Annotated in this window: 14 protein-coding genes, 1 other RNA gene and 1 pseudogene; 6 read left to right on the forward strand and 10 right to left on the reverse strand. The window is 63.4% G+C overall.

Features of this window, described 5'->3' with window-relative positions; genetic code table 11:
• Window positions 1–4: 4 nt before the first annotated feature.
• Window positions 5–886, forward strand: a complete 882-nt coding sequence (locus GLL_RS17190) for a CheR family methyltransferase (protein ID WP_011143320.1) — start codon at window positions 5–7, stop codon at window positions 884–886.
• A gap of 141 nt (window positions 887–1027) precedes the next feature.
• On the opposite strand, the pseudogene GLL_RS17195 reads toward GLL_RS17190, so the two are convergent.
• The 5 genes and pseudogenes from GLL_RS17195 to GLL_RS17215 all read right to left on the reverse strand — a co-directional run.
• Window positions 1028–1792: pseudogene (locus GLL_RS17195) on the reverse strand (polyprenol monophosphomannose synthase); the annotation flags it as partial.
• 8 nt (window positions 1793–1800) lie between these two features.
• Entirely contained in the window at window positions 1801–3639 is a 1839-nt protein-coding gene (locus tag GLL_RS17200) for an LIC_10190 family membrane protein (protein WP_011143322.1), read from the reverse strand.
• 80 nt (window positions 3640–3719) lie between these two features.
• On the reverse strand, window positions 3720–4874 hold the full coding sequence (locus tag GLL_RS17205) for an LptF/LptG family permease (protein ID WP_011143323.1): 1155 nt from the start codon (window positions 4872–4874) through the stop codon (window positions 3720–3722).
• A gap of 72 nt (window positions 4875–4946) precedes the next feature.
• Window positions 4947–5705, reverse strand: coding sequence for an ABC transporter ATP-binding protein (locus GLL_RS17210; RefSeq protein WP_011143324.1), 759 nt, complete (start codon window positions 5703–5705; stop codon window positions 4947–4949).
• 48 nt (window positions 5706–5753) lie between these two features.
• The gene (locus GLL_RS17215; protein ID WP_011143325.1) at window positions 5754–6560 is read right to left on the reverse strand and encodes an ABC transporter permease; all 807 of its coding nucleotides are present in this window, start codon (window positions 6558–6560) and stop codon (window positions 5754–5756) included.
• A 108-nt stretch (window positions 6561–6668) separates the two neighbouring features.
• On the opposite strand from GLL_RS17215, the gene rnpB reads away from it, so the two are divergent.
• Window positions 6669–7040: RNase P RNA component class A (rnpB, locus tag GLL_RS17220), an RNA gene on the forward strand.
• A gap of 26 nt (window positions 7041–7066) precedes the next feature.
• Complete coding sequence (locus GLL_RS17225; protein WP_011143326.1) at window positions 7067–7384, forward strand: phasin family protein; 318 nt, start codon at window positions 7067–7069, stop codon at window positions 7382–7384.
• A 14-nt stretch (window positions 7385–7398) separates the two neighbouring features.
• Here GLL_RS17225 and GLL_RS17230 read toward each other — a convergent pair whose 3' ends face one another.
• Complete coding sequence (locus GLL_RS17230; RefSeq protein WP_011143327.1) at window positions 7399–7863, reverse strand: hypothetical protein; 465 nt, start codon at window positions 7861–7863, stop codon at window positions 7399–7401.
• A 139-nt stretch (window positions 7864–8002) separates the two neighbouring features.
• Between GLL_RS17230 and GLL_RS17235 the strand changes: the two genes are divergently transcribed.
• Window positions 8003–8299 carry a hypothetical protein gene (locus GLL_RS17235; RefSeq protein ID WP_011143328.1) on the forward strand — a complete coding sequence of 99 codons (297 nt, stop codon included), beginning with the start codon at window positions 8003–8005 and terminating at the stop codon, window positions 8297–8299.
• Here the strand turns inward: GLL_RS17235 and gloB are convergent.
• A complete protein-coding gene (gene gloB, locus GLL_RS17240) occupies window positions 8296–9054 on the reverse strand; it encodes a hydroxyacylglutathione hydrolase (protein WP_011143329.1) in 759 nt (252 codons plus the stop codon). The genes GLL_RS17235 and gloB overlap by 4 nt on opposite strands.
• 57 nt (window positions 9055–9111) lie before the next feature.
• Between gloB and grxD the strand changes: the two genes are divergently transcribed.
• Entirely contained in the window at window positions 9112–9450 is a 339-nt protein-coding gene (gene grxD, locus GLL_RS17245; RefSeq protein ID WP_011143330.1) for a Grx4 family monothiol glutaredoxin, read from the forward strand.
• A gap of 49 nt (window positions 9451–9499) precedes the next feature.
• Here grxD and GLL_RS17250 read toward each other — a convergent pair whose 3' ends face one another.
• Window positions 9500–12007, reverse strand: coding sequence for a mannose-1-phosphate guanyltransferase (locus tag GLL_RS17250; RefSeq protein WP_011143331.1), 2508 nt, complete (start codon window positions 12005–12007; stop codon window positions 9500–9502).
• Between the two features lie 166 nt (window positions 12008–12173).
• Between GLL_RS17250 and glpX the strand changes: the two genes are divergently transcribed.
• Complete coding sequence (gene glpX / locus GLL_RS17255) at window positions 12174–13214, forward strand: class II fructose-bisphosphatase (RefSeq protein WP_011143332.1); 1041 nt, start codon at window positions 12174–12176, stop codon at window positions 13212–13214.
• Window positions 13215–13300: 86 nt separating this feature from the next.
• Here the strand turns inward: glpX and GLL_RS17260 are convergent, their stop codons facing one another.
• A complete protein-coding gene (locus GLL_RS17260; RefSeq protein ID WP_011143333.1) occupies window positions 13301–14053 on the reverse strand; it encodes a Uma2 family endonuclease in 753 nt (250 codons plus the stop codon).
• Window positions 14054–14159: 106 nt separating this feature from the next.
• Window positions 14160–16436, reverse strand: a complete 2277-nt coding sequence (locus GLL_RS17265) for a DUF1796 family putative cysteine peptidase (protein ID WP_164929267.1) — start codon at window positions 16434–16436, stop codon at window positions 14160–14162.
• Window positions 16437–16540 lie beyond the last annotated feature (104 nt).

The following is a 16540-nucleotide window of genomic DNA, read 5'->3' on the forward strand; positions in this document are numbered from 1 at the left end:
GGTTATGACGGACAATTTCAAGCCTCTTTCTGCTGCGGGCCTGCCGGCGCGTGTCGCCAAGCTCTCCACCCCCGCCCCACGGGGGGAGGCTGCGGCCGAAGCGATCGATGAAGAGGAGGCGGGGTGGAACGGTTTTTGCCTCTGGCTGGCAACCGTCTCCAACATCGATATTTTTGCTTACAAATCGCACCAGTTGCACCAGCGGTTGGTGATTCGCCGCCAGTTGGCCGGCGTGGAGAGTTGGGCGGATTACCGCCGCCATCTGCTCGATTGCCCGCAGGCTTTTGCCCGGTTGCGCGAGAGCCTGGTCACCTCGGTGAGCAGTTTCTTTCGCGATCCCGAGCAGTGGCAGGTTCTGGAGAGCAGGGTACTGCCGCGGTTGGCCGGAGGCGGGCCGCTGAGCGCCTGGTCGGTGGGCTGTGCGATGGGGCAAGAACCGTACTCGCTGGCCGTGTGCCTCGATGGGGCCGGGCGGCTTGCGGGCAGCAAGCTGGTGGGCAGCGACTGCAGCGCGGCGGCGATCGAGCAGGCGCGCCGGGGTGTCTACCGGTCGGCCCTCGAAAAAACGATTCCCGAGCGCCTGCATCCTTACGCGCAAGCGGCGGACGGTGTATATACGCTCTGTGAGCCCCTGCGCCGGGCGGTGGAGTTTCGCTGCGAGGATGTCTTTAGGCGGTCATTCGATGGCGGCTGGGATCTGATTTTTTGCCGCAACGTGTTGATTTACCTCAACGAGGGCGCCCAACGCCGCCTGTTGCGCCGGCTCGCCCACGCCCTGCGCCCCGGGGGCGTGCTCTTTGTCGGCCGCTCCGAGCGCGTGACGCAGCCGGAAGTGCTGGGTCTTGCGGTTACGACGCCGTATCTGTACCGGCGGGTGGCCCCATGAGCACAGCCCTCGCTGCGGCCCGAGCCCGCCTGCCTTGAGAGCCTTGCCGCCCAACACCAGGGTACCGTAACGTCTGCTGCACCGGCCTTCACGGCGATTTGTCCTGCCCGCGCTCTTGGCAAGATCGAAAGCTTCGGTTCAACGCGAAAGGCGCAAGCGCAACAGGTGGAGCAGGTACTCGCCGTACTGGCGCAGGGTCACTTTGCTCTCGCCCTGGGTGCGCTCCTCAAAGACGTAGCCCACCTCCCGGATGGTGCGGATGTCGCCGCGGCCCAGGACCTCCAGCAAGATCTTGTAGCCCAGGGGACTGAGGGGCTTGCCCGCCAGACAGGCGCGCCGCACCACAAAAAAGCCGCTCATCGGATCGCTGAGCCGACCGACCACGCCGGGAAGCAGGACGAGACCGATAAGCTGGGCGCCGCGCGAGACGATCCGCCGCGCGAGACGCCAGGTGCTTACGCCGCCGCCCTCGGTGTGGCGGCTGGCCACCGCCAGATCCGCCCCCTGCTCGGCGGCGGCCAGCAATTTCAGCAAATTCTCGGGCGGGTGCTGCAGATCGCCGTCGATCACCCCCAACAGTTGCCCGCGCGACGCCTGCCAGCCGCGGACCACGGCCGTCGCCAGACCGCGCTCGTCGGTGCGGCGCATCACCCGCAGGTGAGGATAATCCGCCGTCAGGCCCTGGGCCAGCTTCCAGGTAAAATCGGGGCTGTCGTCGTCGACGACAATCAGCTCAAAGGTTCCGGGCAAGGCAGCCTTCAGCAACCGGGTCAACTGCACGAGCAGCGCTTCGATGTTTTGGGCTTCGCGGTAGGTGGGGATCACCAGGGAGAGGCGCACGGCTGTCTCGCCGGTCACGGGGATGGTCAGGGGGCCTGTGGGCACAGGGAGCAAGTCGGCGAGCATGCGTGGTCCTAAGGTTGCTTTTGTTGTTCGCGCTCGAGGCGCCGACCGTCAAAATCGCCAAGCGGGGTGGTTTGGTCCTCCGGCCGGGCGCGAAAGCCGCCCTGCAGCGAGCCGTCGCGCAACTCGATCCGTCCGTAGAGATAGGGAGTGCACGGCAGCGGCGCGTGCCAGCATAACTGACCGGTCAGGGGCCGATAGATCCAGGCATTGCGCATCGGCAACAGCAGCGTTTCGATCTTTGGATAGCCCACCTGATGGTAGAGCAATCCAATCGGCAGGTAGCCCGTGTAGATCTGCTCGACGGTCTCCAGGTAGTGCTTTGTCCAGGTCAGACCCGTGCCCAGTAGACGTTTTTCACCCTCGGTGAGCAGCACGAGGGCGGCGAGGGCGGCGGTGGCCACGGCCTGCGGACGCAGGCGGAAGGATAGCCGAGGCAGGCGCGCAGCCAGAGCGTCCGCCGCCGGGAGCACCAGCACCATGGCAAGTGCGGCCAGAAACCCGTAGCCGAAGCGCAAAAACGGCGCCGCCCAGAACCAGTAGGCCACCCCGGCCACGGCGGTGAGATAGACGATCCCGTAGTGCCGCAGGATGGTCACGAAGCGCCCCCGCAACAGCACGGCCGAGAGCGCGAACACCCCCGCCGCCGCGAACAGGCACCAGGCGATCGGGGTGGTGCGGAACTGCTCGAACCAACTCGGAAACCAGAAGCCGATCCCGCCTGCCATCACTTCGGCGGGATCGCGAAACTGCATACGCGCCCAGCCCTCGATGGAACGCTTTTCGGCCTGGACCACCCCGAGGGGCATCTTCCAGTCGAAACCGAACCAGTCGACGGCCGCAAAGGGATAGACCAGGTACCCCGAGAGAATGACGCTGCGCACCAGCTTCGGGGTGAATAGGCCCACCGCCAGCAGTGCGTAGCCCAGCAGGGCCGGGGCGCCCTCTTTTTGCCACTGGCGCCAGGCCAGATAGCCCACCGGCAGCAGCAGCGGCAGCACGCTCCACTTGATGGCGACGGTGAACAGTGCAAGGGTGGCGACGGCCAGTTGGAGCGTGCGGGTGTCGCGGTTTGCCCCTTGCGCTTCGAGGGTGCGGCAGACCAGGGCGAGCACCACCAAAGTCAAGATCGCGGCGGGTTCGTCGGTGGTCGGCGAGGCGATGTTGCCCACCAGTTCGAGCAAAGGGACCAGCGACAGTGCCCGAAAGACACTGCTTATCCGGGTGTCCTGCTTGCCGGTAAGCAGTTCGCGCACCCCCCCCAAGGCGAAGCAGAAACCCCAGAAGGCCGCAAAACCCAACAGAGCGTGCAGGGGATGCTTGTAGAGCCAGGCGAAACTGAACAGGGCGCTCGCCACAAACCACTGCGAATCGACCGCCAGCGGCGGCAGCAGATTGCCCAGGCCGGGCACCGCACCGTGGCTTTCGATCCAGCGGATCGAAGGGGCATGGTACAGCCCGGTGTCGTAGTTAAAAAAGCCCTGGCCAAGCCAGGGCTTGCCGATGGAGGTGAAGGCCAGGACGACCGCCAGAACACCCGCCGCCGGCCAAAACCAGAAATCGGTCTTGGCCGCCTGCTCGCGCGCCCGGCCCACGGCCGGCCCGACAGCGGCGCGCCGCCGCCACAGCAAAGCAAGGGCGACAAGCCACACCAGCAGGTTGGCCACCAGCCCAAGACCGATAAACAGCGAAAGATAACCTGCCGCCGCCGTCACCGCCGCGAGCCCCACCATCGGCACCACCGCCGGGGGCACCGCCTCCGAAGAACGGTCCGCCCGGTGCAGGAGCAACCAGCCGCAAAGGCTGCCCAGCGCGGTTACGTACAGCCAGCAGAGAATGACCGAGGCCACCGTCTATCCCCCTGGTTCCACGGGACTTTCAAAGCTTGTATCCTACTACGTTTGGCGGCGCACCCGCCGCAAGCGCGCCCTCAGCGGGCGGTGCGCCACAGCAGCAGCACCCCGAGGGCACCGGTCGCGAGATTGGGTGCCCAGGCTCCCAACCAGGGAGCGATCACTCCGGTCTGACCGAGGGCCTGGGCGACGAACATCAGCAAGTAGTAGCCAAAAATAATCAAGATGCTCAGCCCCAAACCGAGGGCGTTGCTGGTGCGTACCCGCCTGAGGCCCAAAGTCGCGCCTACCAGAGCAAAGACAAAGCAGGTGACCGGTATGGCGTACTTCTGCTGGAGGCTGACTTGCAGAGTGCGCACCTGCTGCTGCGAGAGTTCCAGGCGGCGGATGTAATCGCTCAGCTGGGCAATGGGCAGATCCTCCGGGCGCGCACCGCCCCCGAACTGCTCGGGCCGCTCGCTGAGCTTGACTTGCTGGCGCTTGAAGCGCAGTACATTGCGGTAGGAGCCGTCCGGGGCGACCACATAGACGGTGCCGTCCTGGAGTGTCCAGGATCCTGAGCGGTTGTCGTAGACCGCGGCGGCGGCGGTGATCACCTGGTTGATGGCATCTTGCGAATAATCGAGCACCGTCAGTTCGCGCATGATTCCCCCGGCGAACTGACGGGCATAGAACAGCCGCACCAGGGTGTGGTAGGTGGGGCGACCATCGCGCGGCGTCACAAACCCGTACTCGGGGTAGATGATATTGTCCTTCTGAAAATCGGGCTTGTCGCGGTCGATGGCCTGGAAGAGCAACCGGCTCGCTTCGGCGTTGCTCGCCGGTACCACCAGTTCGTTGCACATAAAGGTGGCCCCGGTGACCAGCAAACCGACCGCCAGGGCCGGGAGCACCAGCCGGTAGACGCTCATCCCGCAGGCGCGCATCGCCACCGTCTCGGCGTCGCCGGACAGCCGGGCGTAGGCCAGGAGCGTGGCGAGCAGCATCGCTGTAGGAAAAGTAATGACAATAACAGAAGGAAGCCGCAGGGCGAACACCTGGGCTGCCACCGTCACCGACAGGCCGTTGTCGAGCATCGCCCGCACCAGCTCAAAGAGCGAGCCGACAATCATGCCCAGGGAGGCAAACGTCGCCACCCCGAACAAAAACGGCAGCAGCAACTCCGAGACCAGATAGAGGTCCACAATCTTCAGGACTCTTGCTGTGGGATCCCCGCCTACTTTGCCAATCATGCGCGCTGGGACCGGAGCGAATGGCCAGATAAAAGCATAGCCTGAAACATTTGCGAAGCGCTCGTGGGCACCTCAGCCCCGCTCGGCGCCGGCGGGGATCTGCGTCGAGTGCAAGTAGCTTGCGATCACCTCGGCGGGGGGACCGGAGCGCATCACCCGGCCGCCGTTCATCCACACCACCCGCTCGCAGCTTTGCTCGATATAGGGCAAATCGTGGGAAACCACTAGCACCGTCGCATTTTCTCCCCAGTACTGCTCCAGCCGACCGCGGCACTTGCTCTTAAAGCGCTCGTCACCCACCGAGAGCACCTCGTCGAGGATCAAAATATCCGGCGGCACGTCGGTGGCGATGGCAAAGCCAAGCCGGGCGGTCATCCCCGAGGAGAGCGTCTTAACCGGTGCATCGGCGTAAGCGGCCAAGTCGGCAAATTCGAGGATAGGCCGCACCCGAGCGCGCATCTCGCGGCGCGAGAACCCGAGCAGCACACCGTAGAGCACGATGTTGTCGACCAGCGACAGATCCGAGTCGAAGCCCGCCCCCAGTTCAATCAGGGGTGCAATCGCCCCGCGCACGTGCACCTCGCCGGTGGTCGGCTTGAGGATGCCGCAGATCACCTTGAGCAGGGTCGATTTGCCCGAGCCGTTCGAGCCCACGATCCCGACTTTCTCGCCGCTTTCGATCGTCAGATCAACGCCTGCGAGCACCTGCTTGCGGCCGGGCTTGCGGTAGCGGCCGTCCAAAATAGTCAGGACAGTTTTTTTGAGGTCGTAGGAGAATTCTTCCTGGGTGCGCCGCCAGAGAGAAACGTTGCTGAGTCGAATGGCTTCCAATGGGATGTTGCGGATGAACCTTTAGGCAGACTAGCGCAGTTGACCAGGCTACAACAAGTCCATGTAGCGATCGGACCAGGCGTGGAACAGCGCCCAACCGAGGCCGCAGACCACCCCACCCGACAGCAGGGCGAAACCCAGTAGACCCCAGTCGATGGCGGTGCCGCCTAAGATCAATTGGCGCAGGCTTTCGATGATCGGCGTGAGCGGGTTGATTGCAAGAAAAGGCTTGACAGAATCCGGAACGATGGCCGCCGGATAGAACACCGGGCTGCTCAAAAACAGCGCAAAAGTGACCAATTCATAGATATAGGGCAAATCGCGAAAAAAGACATAGAGGGCGCTCACCATCAGGCTGATGCCGGTCGCCACCAGCGCCAGGGCCAGCGAAGGCAAAAGCAGCAACGGCACGTGGGCGGGCTGCCCGGTGATGAACAAGGTCATCACCACCAAAAGCGGCAGCACACCCACCACGTACTGAAAAATATTGGCACCCACCAGCGAAAGGGGGAGAACGCTGAAGGGAATACGGATTTTGTTGAGCATCGCGCCGCTTGCGACCACGCTCGGCAGGGCCTGGAGGGTGGTGATGTTGAAGAAGTTGATTACCACCAGGCCCGTGAAGGCGGCGAGCAGATAGCTCAGCAGCGAATCGTTGTAGTAAGAAGCGAACGTGGTGCCGAATATGGCCGTGTAGACCCCGGTCATGATCAGCGGATTGAGCAGCGACCAGTAAATGCCCAGTGCGGAGCCACGGTAGCGCACCTTGAGGTTGCGCCAGGTGAGCATGAACAGCAACTCCAGGTAGCGCTGAATCGAGGGATAGACTTTTTCGGGCTGAATCGCGCGCAGCATGGCACATTGGGGGATTGGGCACATCCTTTACTATGCACCACCGGCGGGTGGATGCAACGGTCCGCCGGATGCCAAACCGGCCGCACCGCCGCCCTAAAATAGAGGTGGAGGAGTTGGTGCGGTGGTCGCGGGCCGGGCAACCGGCCTGAGGAAAGTCCGGGCTCCCCAACGAGCGGATTGCTGGGTAACGCCCAGTGCGCGCGAGCGTGAGGATAGTGCCACAGAAACATACCGCCGATGGGGGCGCTTGCGCCCCGCAGGTAAGGGTGCAAAGGTGCGGTAAGAGCGCACCAGCGGCATCGAGAGGTGCCGGCTCGGTAAACCCCGTCCTGAGCAAGGCGGGGGACACGTGGGTTGCTCGTTGACCGTCCCCCAACACGCCGCTTGAGGCGCCGGGCAACCGGCGTCCCAGATAGATGACCGCCCCGCCGCGGCTCTGCTGCGGTGGAACAGAACCCGGCTTACGTCCGGCTCCTCCACCTCGACCGATCGGTGAAACCAAACACATGGAAAACAACGTTCTCAAACAGCTGCTGTTGATGGGTGTCGGCGCCACCGCCGTAATTACCGAGCGGCTCCAGCAGGCCGTCGACGAATGGGTGAGCGACGGCCGCCTGCGCCAGGAGGACGCCAAGGAATTTCTCGACGACTTGCTCTTTCGGCTGCGCGAGGAGCAGGGCAATTTCGAAGAGCAGTTCCGCCGCCAGATCAAAACGGTGCTCAAAGAGTACGACGTGCCGAACCAGGCCGAGATCGAAGCGCTCAAAAGCCGCCTCGACCGTATCGAGTATCAACTCAGGCAGTTGCAGGAGCGAGGAGGTTAGCCCGCCGGGGCCGGCTAGCTCAAATTCGAAGGCTCCGGGGCGTGGCCGTCGCGCTCCAGTTCGGCGAGGGCGGCTTTGCCGACGGCGGTAAGGCGCACGTTGTCCACATCCACCGCCCCGTCGATGGGGGTGACATCGCGGATGTTGGGGGCGGCTTCGGGGGCGGGATAGTCTTTTTCCTCGAAGACCGACCCGGCGGGCGGCGGCTCGACGATGTTGTCTTCGCTCACCTGCTTGCGCTCGTCGAATACGCCGTGCTCCAGGCGGCGATCGCCGTAGGAGCCGGGCTCAAAATCGCCCCGGTACATGCGCTTTTGATAGAGATAATCGATGTGCCCGATAATCTCGGCCGGTGTGGCGTCGAGGTGGCCGAAGTCGCGCTCGGACATGGCCGGTTTCGGCTGCACTTCCTGCTGCTCAAGGGCCTGGATGTGCGAAAGAATTGCGTACAACAAATCCCGGCGTATCTTGACTGGCATGGCTCGCTCCTGACTGTGTCTAGAGTGTACCGGCAATCGCAAAACGGTGATCAGCCCTCGGGTAGAACTTGTCCGGCATCTCCGAGTTCGCGGCCGCCCTCGCCGAGGATGTAACGAAATCTAAATTTGGAGGTATGCTATGAAAGAACCGGCCATTAGCGGCGCCCGCGCTTTGCAGCGGGGTTCTCTGAGGGTTCCACTCGTGCCCAACGCCAAACTTTTTTGCACCTCCTTCGGAACGGTCCTCTTTCTTTATCAGGGTGAGCGCTCCATCGATCAGGTTCCCTGCCACTGCTGGCAGGTGGCCGTTCAAGATTCCCGCAGCTCCATCCGCATCACCAGCCAGGTGATTCCCTGCGAGGCCCACCGCGAACCGGCTCTCGACGATGCCGAGACCCTCGCGATGATCTTGACCCGCCGGGCCAACCGCTACTAAAAGCGGTCCTTGAGAGCCCGGAGGTGGGCGAACACCTCCTCCGGCTCGATCGCCCCCGCCGCCCGTTGTAATTGACGGCTTTCCCAGCGCAAGAAAGGATTGGTCGCCCGCTCCGCGGCCATTGTCGAGGGAACCGTCGCTATTTTTCGAGCCCGAAGCACTTCGACGGTGCGCAGCCGCTCCGCCAGTTCGGCGTTGTCCGGTTCGAGGGTGTGCGCAAAGCGCAGGTTGCCCAGGGTGTACTCGTGGGCGCACCAGACTTGGGTTTCCCCCGGCAGTTCGCGCAGACGGCCCAGCGAGTGCTGCATCTGCCGGGCGGTACCCTCGAACAGACGGCCGCAGCCCCCGGCAAAAAGCGTATCTCCGCAGAAGAGGTGCCCGCAACCCGCAAAGTGGTAAGCGATATGGCCGTGGGTGTGGCCGGGAACGAAGATCACGCGCGCCCGCTCACAGCCGAAGGCGACCGTGTCGCCGTCTTCGAGTTCGACGGTCTGGCCGGGGATGCGGCCGCGGTCCCGGCGCGAAGCGTAGACCGCGATGCCGGGATAGGCTTCGAGCAGTTCGCGGTTGCCCCCGACGTGGTCGTGGTGGTGGTGGGTATTGAAGATGGCGACGAGCTTGAGCCCGAGGCGGACGAGCGCTTCGAGCACCGGCCGGGCCTCGGCGGGATCGACGACGGCCGCCGTTCTGGCCGCTTCGTCCTCCAGCACGAACACATAGTTGTCCTTCAGGGCGTTGAGGCGGTGGACCAGCATCGGACCTCCCGGATTGCTGCGTTAAGATCAAGTATTGATGGCCAGGAGCTTGAAACCATGTCCCAGTCAACACACGAAAAAATCGATTCCCTTGTCAAAAATAACAAAGTGCTGATCTTTATGAAGGGTACCCCCCAGTTTCCGCAGTGCGGTTTCTCCGCCGCCTCGGTGCAGATTCTCTCTTCGCTGGGTCACCCGTTTGAAGCGGTCAACGTGCTCGACGATTTTGAGATCCGCCAGGGCATCAAAGACTACGCCAACTGGCCGACGATTCCCCAGGTGTACGTCGACGGCGAATTTGTCGGCGGCTGCGACATTTTGATCGAAATGCACAACCGCGGCGAATTGAAACCCCTGCTCGACCAGGCTTTTGAGGGCGAAGGGGCCAAAGCCTAAATTCTCCCGCCGATGGCCCCAGATATCAGGGAACAGGCCGACAGGCGAGCTAGCGGCGGTCGCGGGTGAACTCCTGCACCACTTCGCGGTACTTGCGCGCCATGCGCTCGACCGATTCGCGGTTGTGGCCGTTGCTGTAAATATGCACCAGCGGCTCGCCCGCATCCGGCAAGATCAGCACCCAGTCTTCTTTAGAAAAGTGCACCTTCACGCCGTCCATCAACTCCAGGCTCTCCTCGGGGTGTGATTCGACCAACTGCCGCATCATCGCCCCTTTGGCGTTCCAGGGGCAGTGGATGACGTGGTGGCGGTGGTGGATGCGCGGCAGATCCTGGCGGGTCTGGGAGAGCGAGCGCTCCTGCTCGGCCAGCATCTCGATAAGACGCGCCACCGCGAACATCGCATCGAAGCCCGGGTGCAGCTGCGGAAAGATAAAACCCATCTCCGCCGAACCCGCCAGCGCGACGTTGTTGGTGGCCGCCGCCGCCTCCATCAGCGCGGTCGGGCTCGCCTTGGTGCGCACTACGCGGCCGTCGTGGCGGTGGGCAATTTGCTCGACGACGCCGGAGACCTCGGTGGGAACGACCACGACCGCGCGCGGGCTGTCGGTGAGCACCAGTTCGACCAATAGCGCCGTCAGCTGCTCGTCTTTGATGGCGGCCCCAGCTTCGTCCACCAGCGTGAAGCGCTCGCCGTTGGCGAAAATCTGCACCCCGAAGGTGGCCTGCAGCGCTTCGACGACGTTGCCCAACTGGGTGAGCAAACTCTCGCGCTGCTTGCTGGTGGGAGGGGCGTTGGGGGTGAGGGCGGCGTTGAGGACCACCGCCTCGCAGCCCAGTTTGCCCAGCAAAGTCGGCAGTACCGCCCCGGATACGCCGTAGGCGTAGTCGATCACCACCCGGGCGGGGCTGTTGCGCAAGGCGACTGCGCTTAAGTGATCGATAAACCCGGCACCGTAGAATTCGAGCGTGCGCGAGGGGTAGGTGATTTCGCCGATTTCGTCGATGCGGGCGCGGCGGAAATCCTCTTTAAAGAAGGCCGACTCGATCTTCTTCTCGCGGCTCTTGCCGAGGTTGATCCCCTGGGAATCGAAAAATTCGATCAGGGTGCGGTCGTTGTGCTCGGGGTGGACGCGCACGTGGATGCCGCCGTTCACTTCGAGCATCGGGGCGACGTAGCGGGCGATCGGGATGGCGGTGGCCTCCAGGTTCTGGACGTTCACTCCGACGCTCATCAATCCCGAGACCAGCGAGCGCGAGATCATCCGCGAGATGGCGCGCTGGTCTCGGCTCACCTGCACCTGGGCACCGGGCTTGAGGGTGGCGCCGTAGGCGGCCCCCAGCTTGACGGCGAATTCGGGGGTGATCTCGACGTTCGCCAGGCCGCTTACACCGCGCTGCGAAAACAGATTGCGGATCGCCGTGGTGCCCCAGATCAGGTTCATCGTCACATGGGCGCCCACTTCGACCTTCTTCGAAGGCCAGAGGCGCACCTCAGGAGCGATCACCGCCTCGTCGCCCACCGTGGTGAGCGCTCCGACCACCGAGCCTTCGAGCAATTGCGCACGCCTGCCGACGCGCGCCCCGCGGGCGATCGTGCAACCCCTCAGGTGCACTTCCTCGCCGATGATGGCGCCGTTCCAGATCACCGGGCGCTTGAGGTCGGCCGCAGCCCCCACCGTGACGTTGTCGCCGATGATCGTGCCCGCGGAGAGCCGGGCGCGCGGGCCGATGCGGCAGTTGTGGCCGATGATCAGCGGCGGCTCCAGGTGGACGCTCGGATCGACGAGTGTGTTGTCGCCTATCCAGATGCCCTCGGCGTGCTGCCGGTAGCCGTGCTCCAGGCGAATCTTGCCCGCCAGGGCGTCGTACTGGGCTTCGCGGTAGGTGTCGAGGCTGCCCACATCGCACCAGTAGCCCTCGGCCACGTAGCCGTACATCGGCTCGCCCTTGGCGAGCAACTTCGGAAAGAGATCTTTGGAAAAATCGACCTCGGTGTCGGCGGGCAGGTATTCGAGCACCTCCGGCTCCAGGATGTAGGTGCCGGTGTTGACCGTATCTGAGAACACTTCGCTGGTGGAAGGCTTTTCTAAAAAGCGCACGATCCGGCCATGGGCGTCGGTGATCACGACGCCGAATTCCATCGGATCGGGTACCCGGGCAAGCACCAGCGTCGCCTTCGAGCCGTGTTCTTTGTGAAAGGCGACGGCCGCCGAAAGGTCGATGTCGGTGAGCGAATCGCCCGAGATGACGATGAACGTCTCGTGCAGCAGGTTTTCGATATTTTTGACGCAACCGGCGGTGCCGAGCGGCTTTTCTTCTTCGACCGCATAGGTCATGCGCAGACCGAAGTCGCTGCCGTCGCGAAAATACTCGCGCATCACATCCGGCAGATAGTATAGCGTCGCAATCACTTCATCGACGCCGTGGCGCTTGAGCAAGTTGAGAATGTGCTCGGAGATCGGGCGGTTGAGAATCGGAACCATCGGCTTGGGCAAATCGCACGTCAGGGGCCTCAGCCGTGTGCCCGAACCGCCCGCCATCAGTACTGCGCGCATCAAGATACCTCCTCGCCCACTGCAGGTGGGTAGCCCTCCACCCGTCCAGTGTATGGGCCGGCCGGGGGATTTGCCAGGAGCCTCGGAGGCTTCCGGCAATCCCTTTCAAGGCGTCCGGGGCGTTCTGGTACACTGAGGACCGCGGATGTAGATGAGGTGCGCGGCCATGGAAAAAACCCTTGGCTTGGAAATTATCGAGGTAGTCGAGCAGGCCGCGATCGCGTCGGCCCGCTTGATGGGCAAAGGACTCAGAAACGAGGCGGACGGTGTCGCGGTCAAGGCGATGCGCGACCGCATGAACCAAATCTATATGCGCGGGCGGATCGTGATTGGCGAAGGCGAGCGCGACGACGCCCCGATGCTCTATATCGGCGAGCAGGTGGGTATCTGCACCCAGCCCAACGCCGCCCAGATGTGCAGTATCGACGAACTGCTCGAAATCGACATCGCCGTGGATCCCTGCGAGGGCACCAACCTGGTGGCCGAGGGCCGGCAGGGTTCGATGGCGGTACTGGCCATCTCCGAAAAAGGCGGTCTGTTGGGGGCACCTGACCTGTACATGAAAAAGCTTGCCGCTCCGCCCCAGGCCAAAGGCAAGGTCCATATCGACTACCCGGCCACCAAGAATTTGCAGATCATCGCCGAGTGCCTCGATCGCGCTATCGAAGATTTGGTGGTGATCGTCATGAAGCGCGACCGCCACAAAGACTTGATTAGCGAGATCCGCTCGACGGGGGCGCGGGTGCGCTTCATCGACGACGGCGATATTTCGGCGGCCCTTTCGGCGGGCATCAACGGCACCGGCGTGCACGCGCTGATGGGCATCGGCGCGGCCCCCGAAGGGGTAATTTCCGCCGCTGCCCTGCGCTGTTTAGGATCGCACTTTCAGGGCCAGCTCATCTACGATCCCGATGTGGTCCAGACCGGCCTGCTCAAGGGCACCAAAGCCGAAATCGAAGAGCAGCTCAAAGCCCAGGGCGTCGAGCAGCCCGACAAAGTCTGGGAGGCCGAAGAACTCGCTTCCGGCAAGAATGTGCTCTTTGCCGCCTGCGGGATCACCGACGGCGATTTTATCAAGGGCGTGCGCTTTTTCACCGGTTCCGCCCGCACCGAGACGATGGTCATCTCCAGCCAATCCAACACCGTCCGCTTCGTGGACACCGTCCACATCCTCGACCCGGCCCACCATGCCTCGCTGGTGATCTGACGTCTATTGCTGCAATAAGCGCAGGAAGCACGGTCCAGGCGGCTGTGCCCTTTTGTTTTGTAGAGTTTGCTTGTCTGGACATTTGGTTAAAGACTATCCGGATCAATGCCCATCGCCCGCAGCCGTTCAGCAAGCGCCTGGGCGCGTTTTTCTGCCTCCAGGCGCGCCTGCCGCTCCCGCTGGGCCTGCTGTTCGGCCTCCTGCGCCCGGTAGCGCTGATATTCCTCAGGCACCGGATAGCGCTCGCCCCCTTCAGCGAACCAGAACAGCCATTCACGCTGCCAGCCATCGATTTGCCCTTGCGATCGACCGATACCCAGACCAATCTCAGGCAGCCAGACCGGTTCACCGACCATCCGCACATACGCCCCCCCAACCAGGTGATGCACCTCCAGCCGCTCGTGCTCCGGCTGAAAACCTTCCGGGTCGTAGACCGCGTAGTACAGCACTTCGAGGTCCTGGTATTCTTTGAGCTTTTTGGTGTACTCCCCGCGGTAGGTTTGCGAGACCACCTCCAGGACAAAGACCGGCACGATGCCCTCTTCTTCCCAGAGCACATAGCTGGGGCGACCGCGCTTGCCGTACTCAGGTCTGAACCGGGGTACCCCAAGACTTAAAAAGCCGTCGGGGACAATCGCGGTTCTGGGCGCTTCGGTATTGGCGTAGATGCCCATGTCGATGCCGAAAAACCAGTCCGAACGATTCTGCCAGAGGAGTGCCAGGACGGCTTTGAGCACGGCGGGAACGGAGTCTTGCAGTTCGTTATCCACGGGCGTCTCATCGGAGTCGGGCAACTCCAGAGCGGTGGGCAGGCGTAGCGAGGCATCGAAGTGCACCATGGCCGTGCTGTGGGGAATGGCTGTCCCAAAGGTAGCAAACCCGGTGTGGGACAATGGGACGACTGCTGTCGAGAGCCAAATTTTGTTTTTTCTCGCGGGTATTGCATTACCCCATGGTGCAAAGCCCTTGCGGGGCAGGCTGAGGGGGAGTGGGTGGGCACCAGAACAAGTTCCTGCTCGAGACGTCAAGCGCGTTGAGGATGCCGCGCATCGTCTCTGTGCAGAACAACCAGTAACCTGGATCCTCGTACATGCGGTCGGGATTGAACTCCAGATCGTAGTGCCCCACCTTTGGCAGTCCCGAAAATTCCTGCGAGGACTGTGCGGAGAGAACCAACAGGTGAAACGGCTTGCCCTCGCATGCTTGTTCGAGTTTTTCGACAAGGTCCATCACACCGCCGCGATCGGCGACGCCCGTGCGCACGAAGAGCACTTCGTCGCAACTGCGCAGGGTGTACCAGAACCGTTCGCAGCGCGCCGTGTACCGGATGCGCATGCGTTCGTGGACGGGAGACAGATCGTGCAGGGCATCGTCCGTGGCTTCGACTTCGTGGGCGAAGGACAGCCCCGTCCAGCGGGTGTGGTAAATCCTGCCTGCCTCGGGGCTGTAGCACAGCAAGGCGGGGTCCCACATGCCTTCGAAGCGGCGGGCGACCATGTCTGCCACTTCGGCGATGGAGGCTGTGCGCGTCAGGTCGAACGGAAACGCCGGCCCATCGTACCCGATCTTGTACAACAACATCCGGACGGCACACCGGTCGCCGAGCGGCACGATCGCGACGCGGCGGCGCGCGGACAACTCGCAGGTGTATCGGAAGGACACGGCGGAGCGGGGCGGCGCTTTGACCCGGCTTTCCAGGCCGTTGTGGCCGATCATCGCGGTGCGAAACGGCGCGCGGTGATCGAGTGGGTCCTCGTAGACGCCCGGCGGCAGGGCCTTGAAGGCGGCGCGCACCTCCGGCCACATTGGATGGATATTGTACTCGTGGTCCGATTCGTTGATCACCCGAAAGCGGTGTTCGTCCTCCCGCACAATCCACAGGTGCCCGTCGTGGAACAGCAGTGCCCGTTCGTCCTGCAGGTACCGCTCGAGGGCGTGTCTGTATTCCAGTGCGGCGCCGGGCGGAACGACGATCGTCGTCTCGATCGCGCCGTCGTCCCCCACCGCCAGGAAGGCGGGCTCTCCCTGAGCGGCCTCCTCCGCAACATAGACGCCCGGTGTCAATACCGCCTTGCAGCGCAGGGCCGTTTGCAGTTCCTGCCAGCCGGTGTCGACGGTGTAGACGTGGGGCGACGCATTGGCGATCCACAGGCGCTGCTGCCCGCTGCTGCCCGAGACGCGAAATCCCAGGCCGTCGAGATAGATGGGGGTTTCGGGCCGCTGTCGAAAGCGCCGCTTCTGTTCTTCCAGTGCGTCTTTGCCGACGCAAAACAAGCGCAGGTCGATAGCCTCGTACATCAGGCGGTGGCCGATGGTGTTCGGGTGGGCCGGGTCGAAGCTGATCCCCGGCTTCCAGCACCCCCGTCCGTCGTCCACCGCTGCGAGCCAGTCCAGCACCGGCACACCCCAATGGGCCATGCGCAGGTGCGTCTCCCACAACAGCCGGTGGTGTTCGGGGGAATAGTCGCCATGGGGATAGACCCCGCCCAGGATAGCAAGCGCTCCTAGATCCTGCGCCATCTGCACAAGCCGCCGCAACCCGCTCTCGAAGCGGCGCACCCCCGTCCGCCGTTCGGAGGGGGGACAGTGGGCAAATCCCTCGTTGCCCAACGACAGGGAGATGACAACGACATCGGGTCGCTCCGGGGCCACCGCCGCGGCGAACCGGGCCGCTGTCGTGCCGACGTTCGCGCCCGCCTCCGACACGTTCACCAACTGGTGCCCGTACTTCTGCAGCAGGCTCTTCCCCAACAGCGAGGCCCAGCCCTCCAGCAACCAGGCTTTGTAGCCCAGGGCAACCGAACTGCCGATGACGACAATCTTCAATCCTGCGCCCTGTTCGGAGCGGTGAGCGACGGCGGGCAGCTTGGCGCACCCGAACGGATGGGGCTGCAGGTAACCAAAGGCACCATCGTCCACCGTGACGCAGGAGCGGCGGCCGGAAGCAACCGGCACCCAACGGTCGGGGCCGATCGCTTCCCACTGCGCGCTGCCATCCGGACCGAGGCGGATGTATTTGTATTCGACCCTCTGGGACTGAATCCCCTTCGATGCCGACCGAAACTTGATCGCTGCGTCCGTCCGCCACAGCGGATAGAGTTTGGCGCTCGTGCACAGGCGGATGCATTTCGCGACATCCCACCGGCCCAGTTCGGGGGCGGAACCGACGAGGCCGATGCACTCGCCGATCTGGGTGTGGGCGATGAGCTGGAATCGGTACACGGGTATGCCTTCGCTTCGGAGCGCGTTGCCGGGCGCGGCAATCGTAGAAGTGCAAATCGCCTCGACAGTATCACGTCCGGTCTGTGCTGTCGGTACTGCAGCAT

The organism is Gloeobacter violaceus PCC 7421, assembly GCF_000011385.1.
Classification (GTDB): domain Bacteria; phylum Cyanobacteriota; class Cyanobacteriia; order Gloeobacterales; family Gloeobacteraceae; genus Gloeobacter; species Gloeobacter violaceus.

Coding starts and splice junctions, on each gene's coding strand:
- GLL_RS17190 (WP_011143320.1), top strand. CDS start 5: ATGACGGACAATTTCAAGCCTCTTTCTGCTGCGGGCCTGCCGGCGCGT.
- GLL_RS17205 (WP_011143323.1), bottom strand. CDS start 4,874: ATGATTGGCAAAGTAGGCGGGGATCCCACAGCAAGAGTCCTGAAGATT.
- GLL_RS17215 (WP_011143325.1), bottom strand. CDS start 6,560: ATGCTGCGCGCGATTCAGCCCGAAAAAGTCTATCCCTCGATTCAGCGC.
- GLL_RS17225 (WP_011143326.1), top strand. CDS start 7,067: ATGGAAAACAACGTTCTCAAACAGCTGCTGTTGATGGGTGTCGGCGCC.
- GLL_RS17230 (WP_011143327.1), bottom strand. CDS start 7,863: ATGCCAGTCAAGATACGCCGGGATTTGTTGTACGCAATTCTTTCGCAC.
- GLL_RS17235 (WP_011143328.1), top strand. CDS start 8,003: ATGAAAGAACCGGCCATTAGCGGCGCCCGCGCTTTGCAGCGGGGTTCT.
- gloB (WP_011143329.1), bottom strand. CDS start 9,054: ATGCTGGTCCACCGCCTCAACGCCCTGAAGGACAACTATGTGTTCGTG.
- grxD (WP_011143330.1), top strand. CDS start 9,112: ATGTCCCAGTCAACACACGAAAAAATCGATTCCCTTGTCAAAAATAAC.
- GLL_RS17250 (WP_011143331.1), bottom strand. CDS start 12,007: ATGCGCGCAGTACTGATGGCGGGCGGTTCGGGCACACGGCTGAGGCCC.
- glpX (WP_011143332.1), top strand. CDS start 12,174: ATGGAAAAAACCCTTGGCTTGGAAATTATCGAGGTAGTCGAGCAGGCC.
- GLL_RS17260 (WP_011143333.1), bottom strand. CDS start 14,053: ATGGTGCACTTCGATGCCTCGCTACGCCTGCCCACCGCTCTGGAGTTG.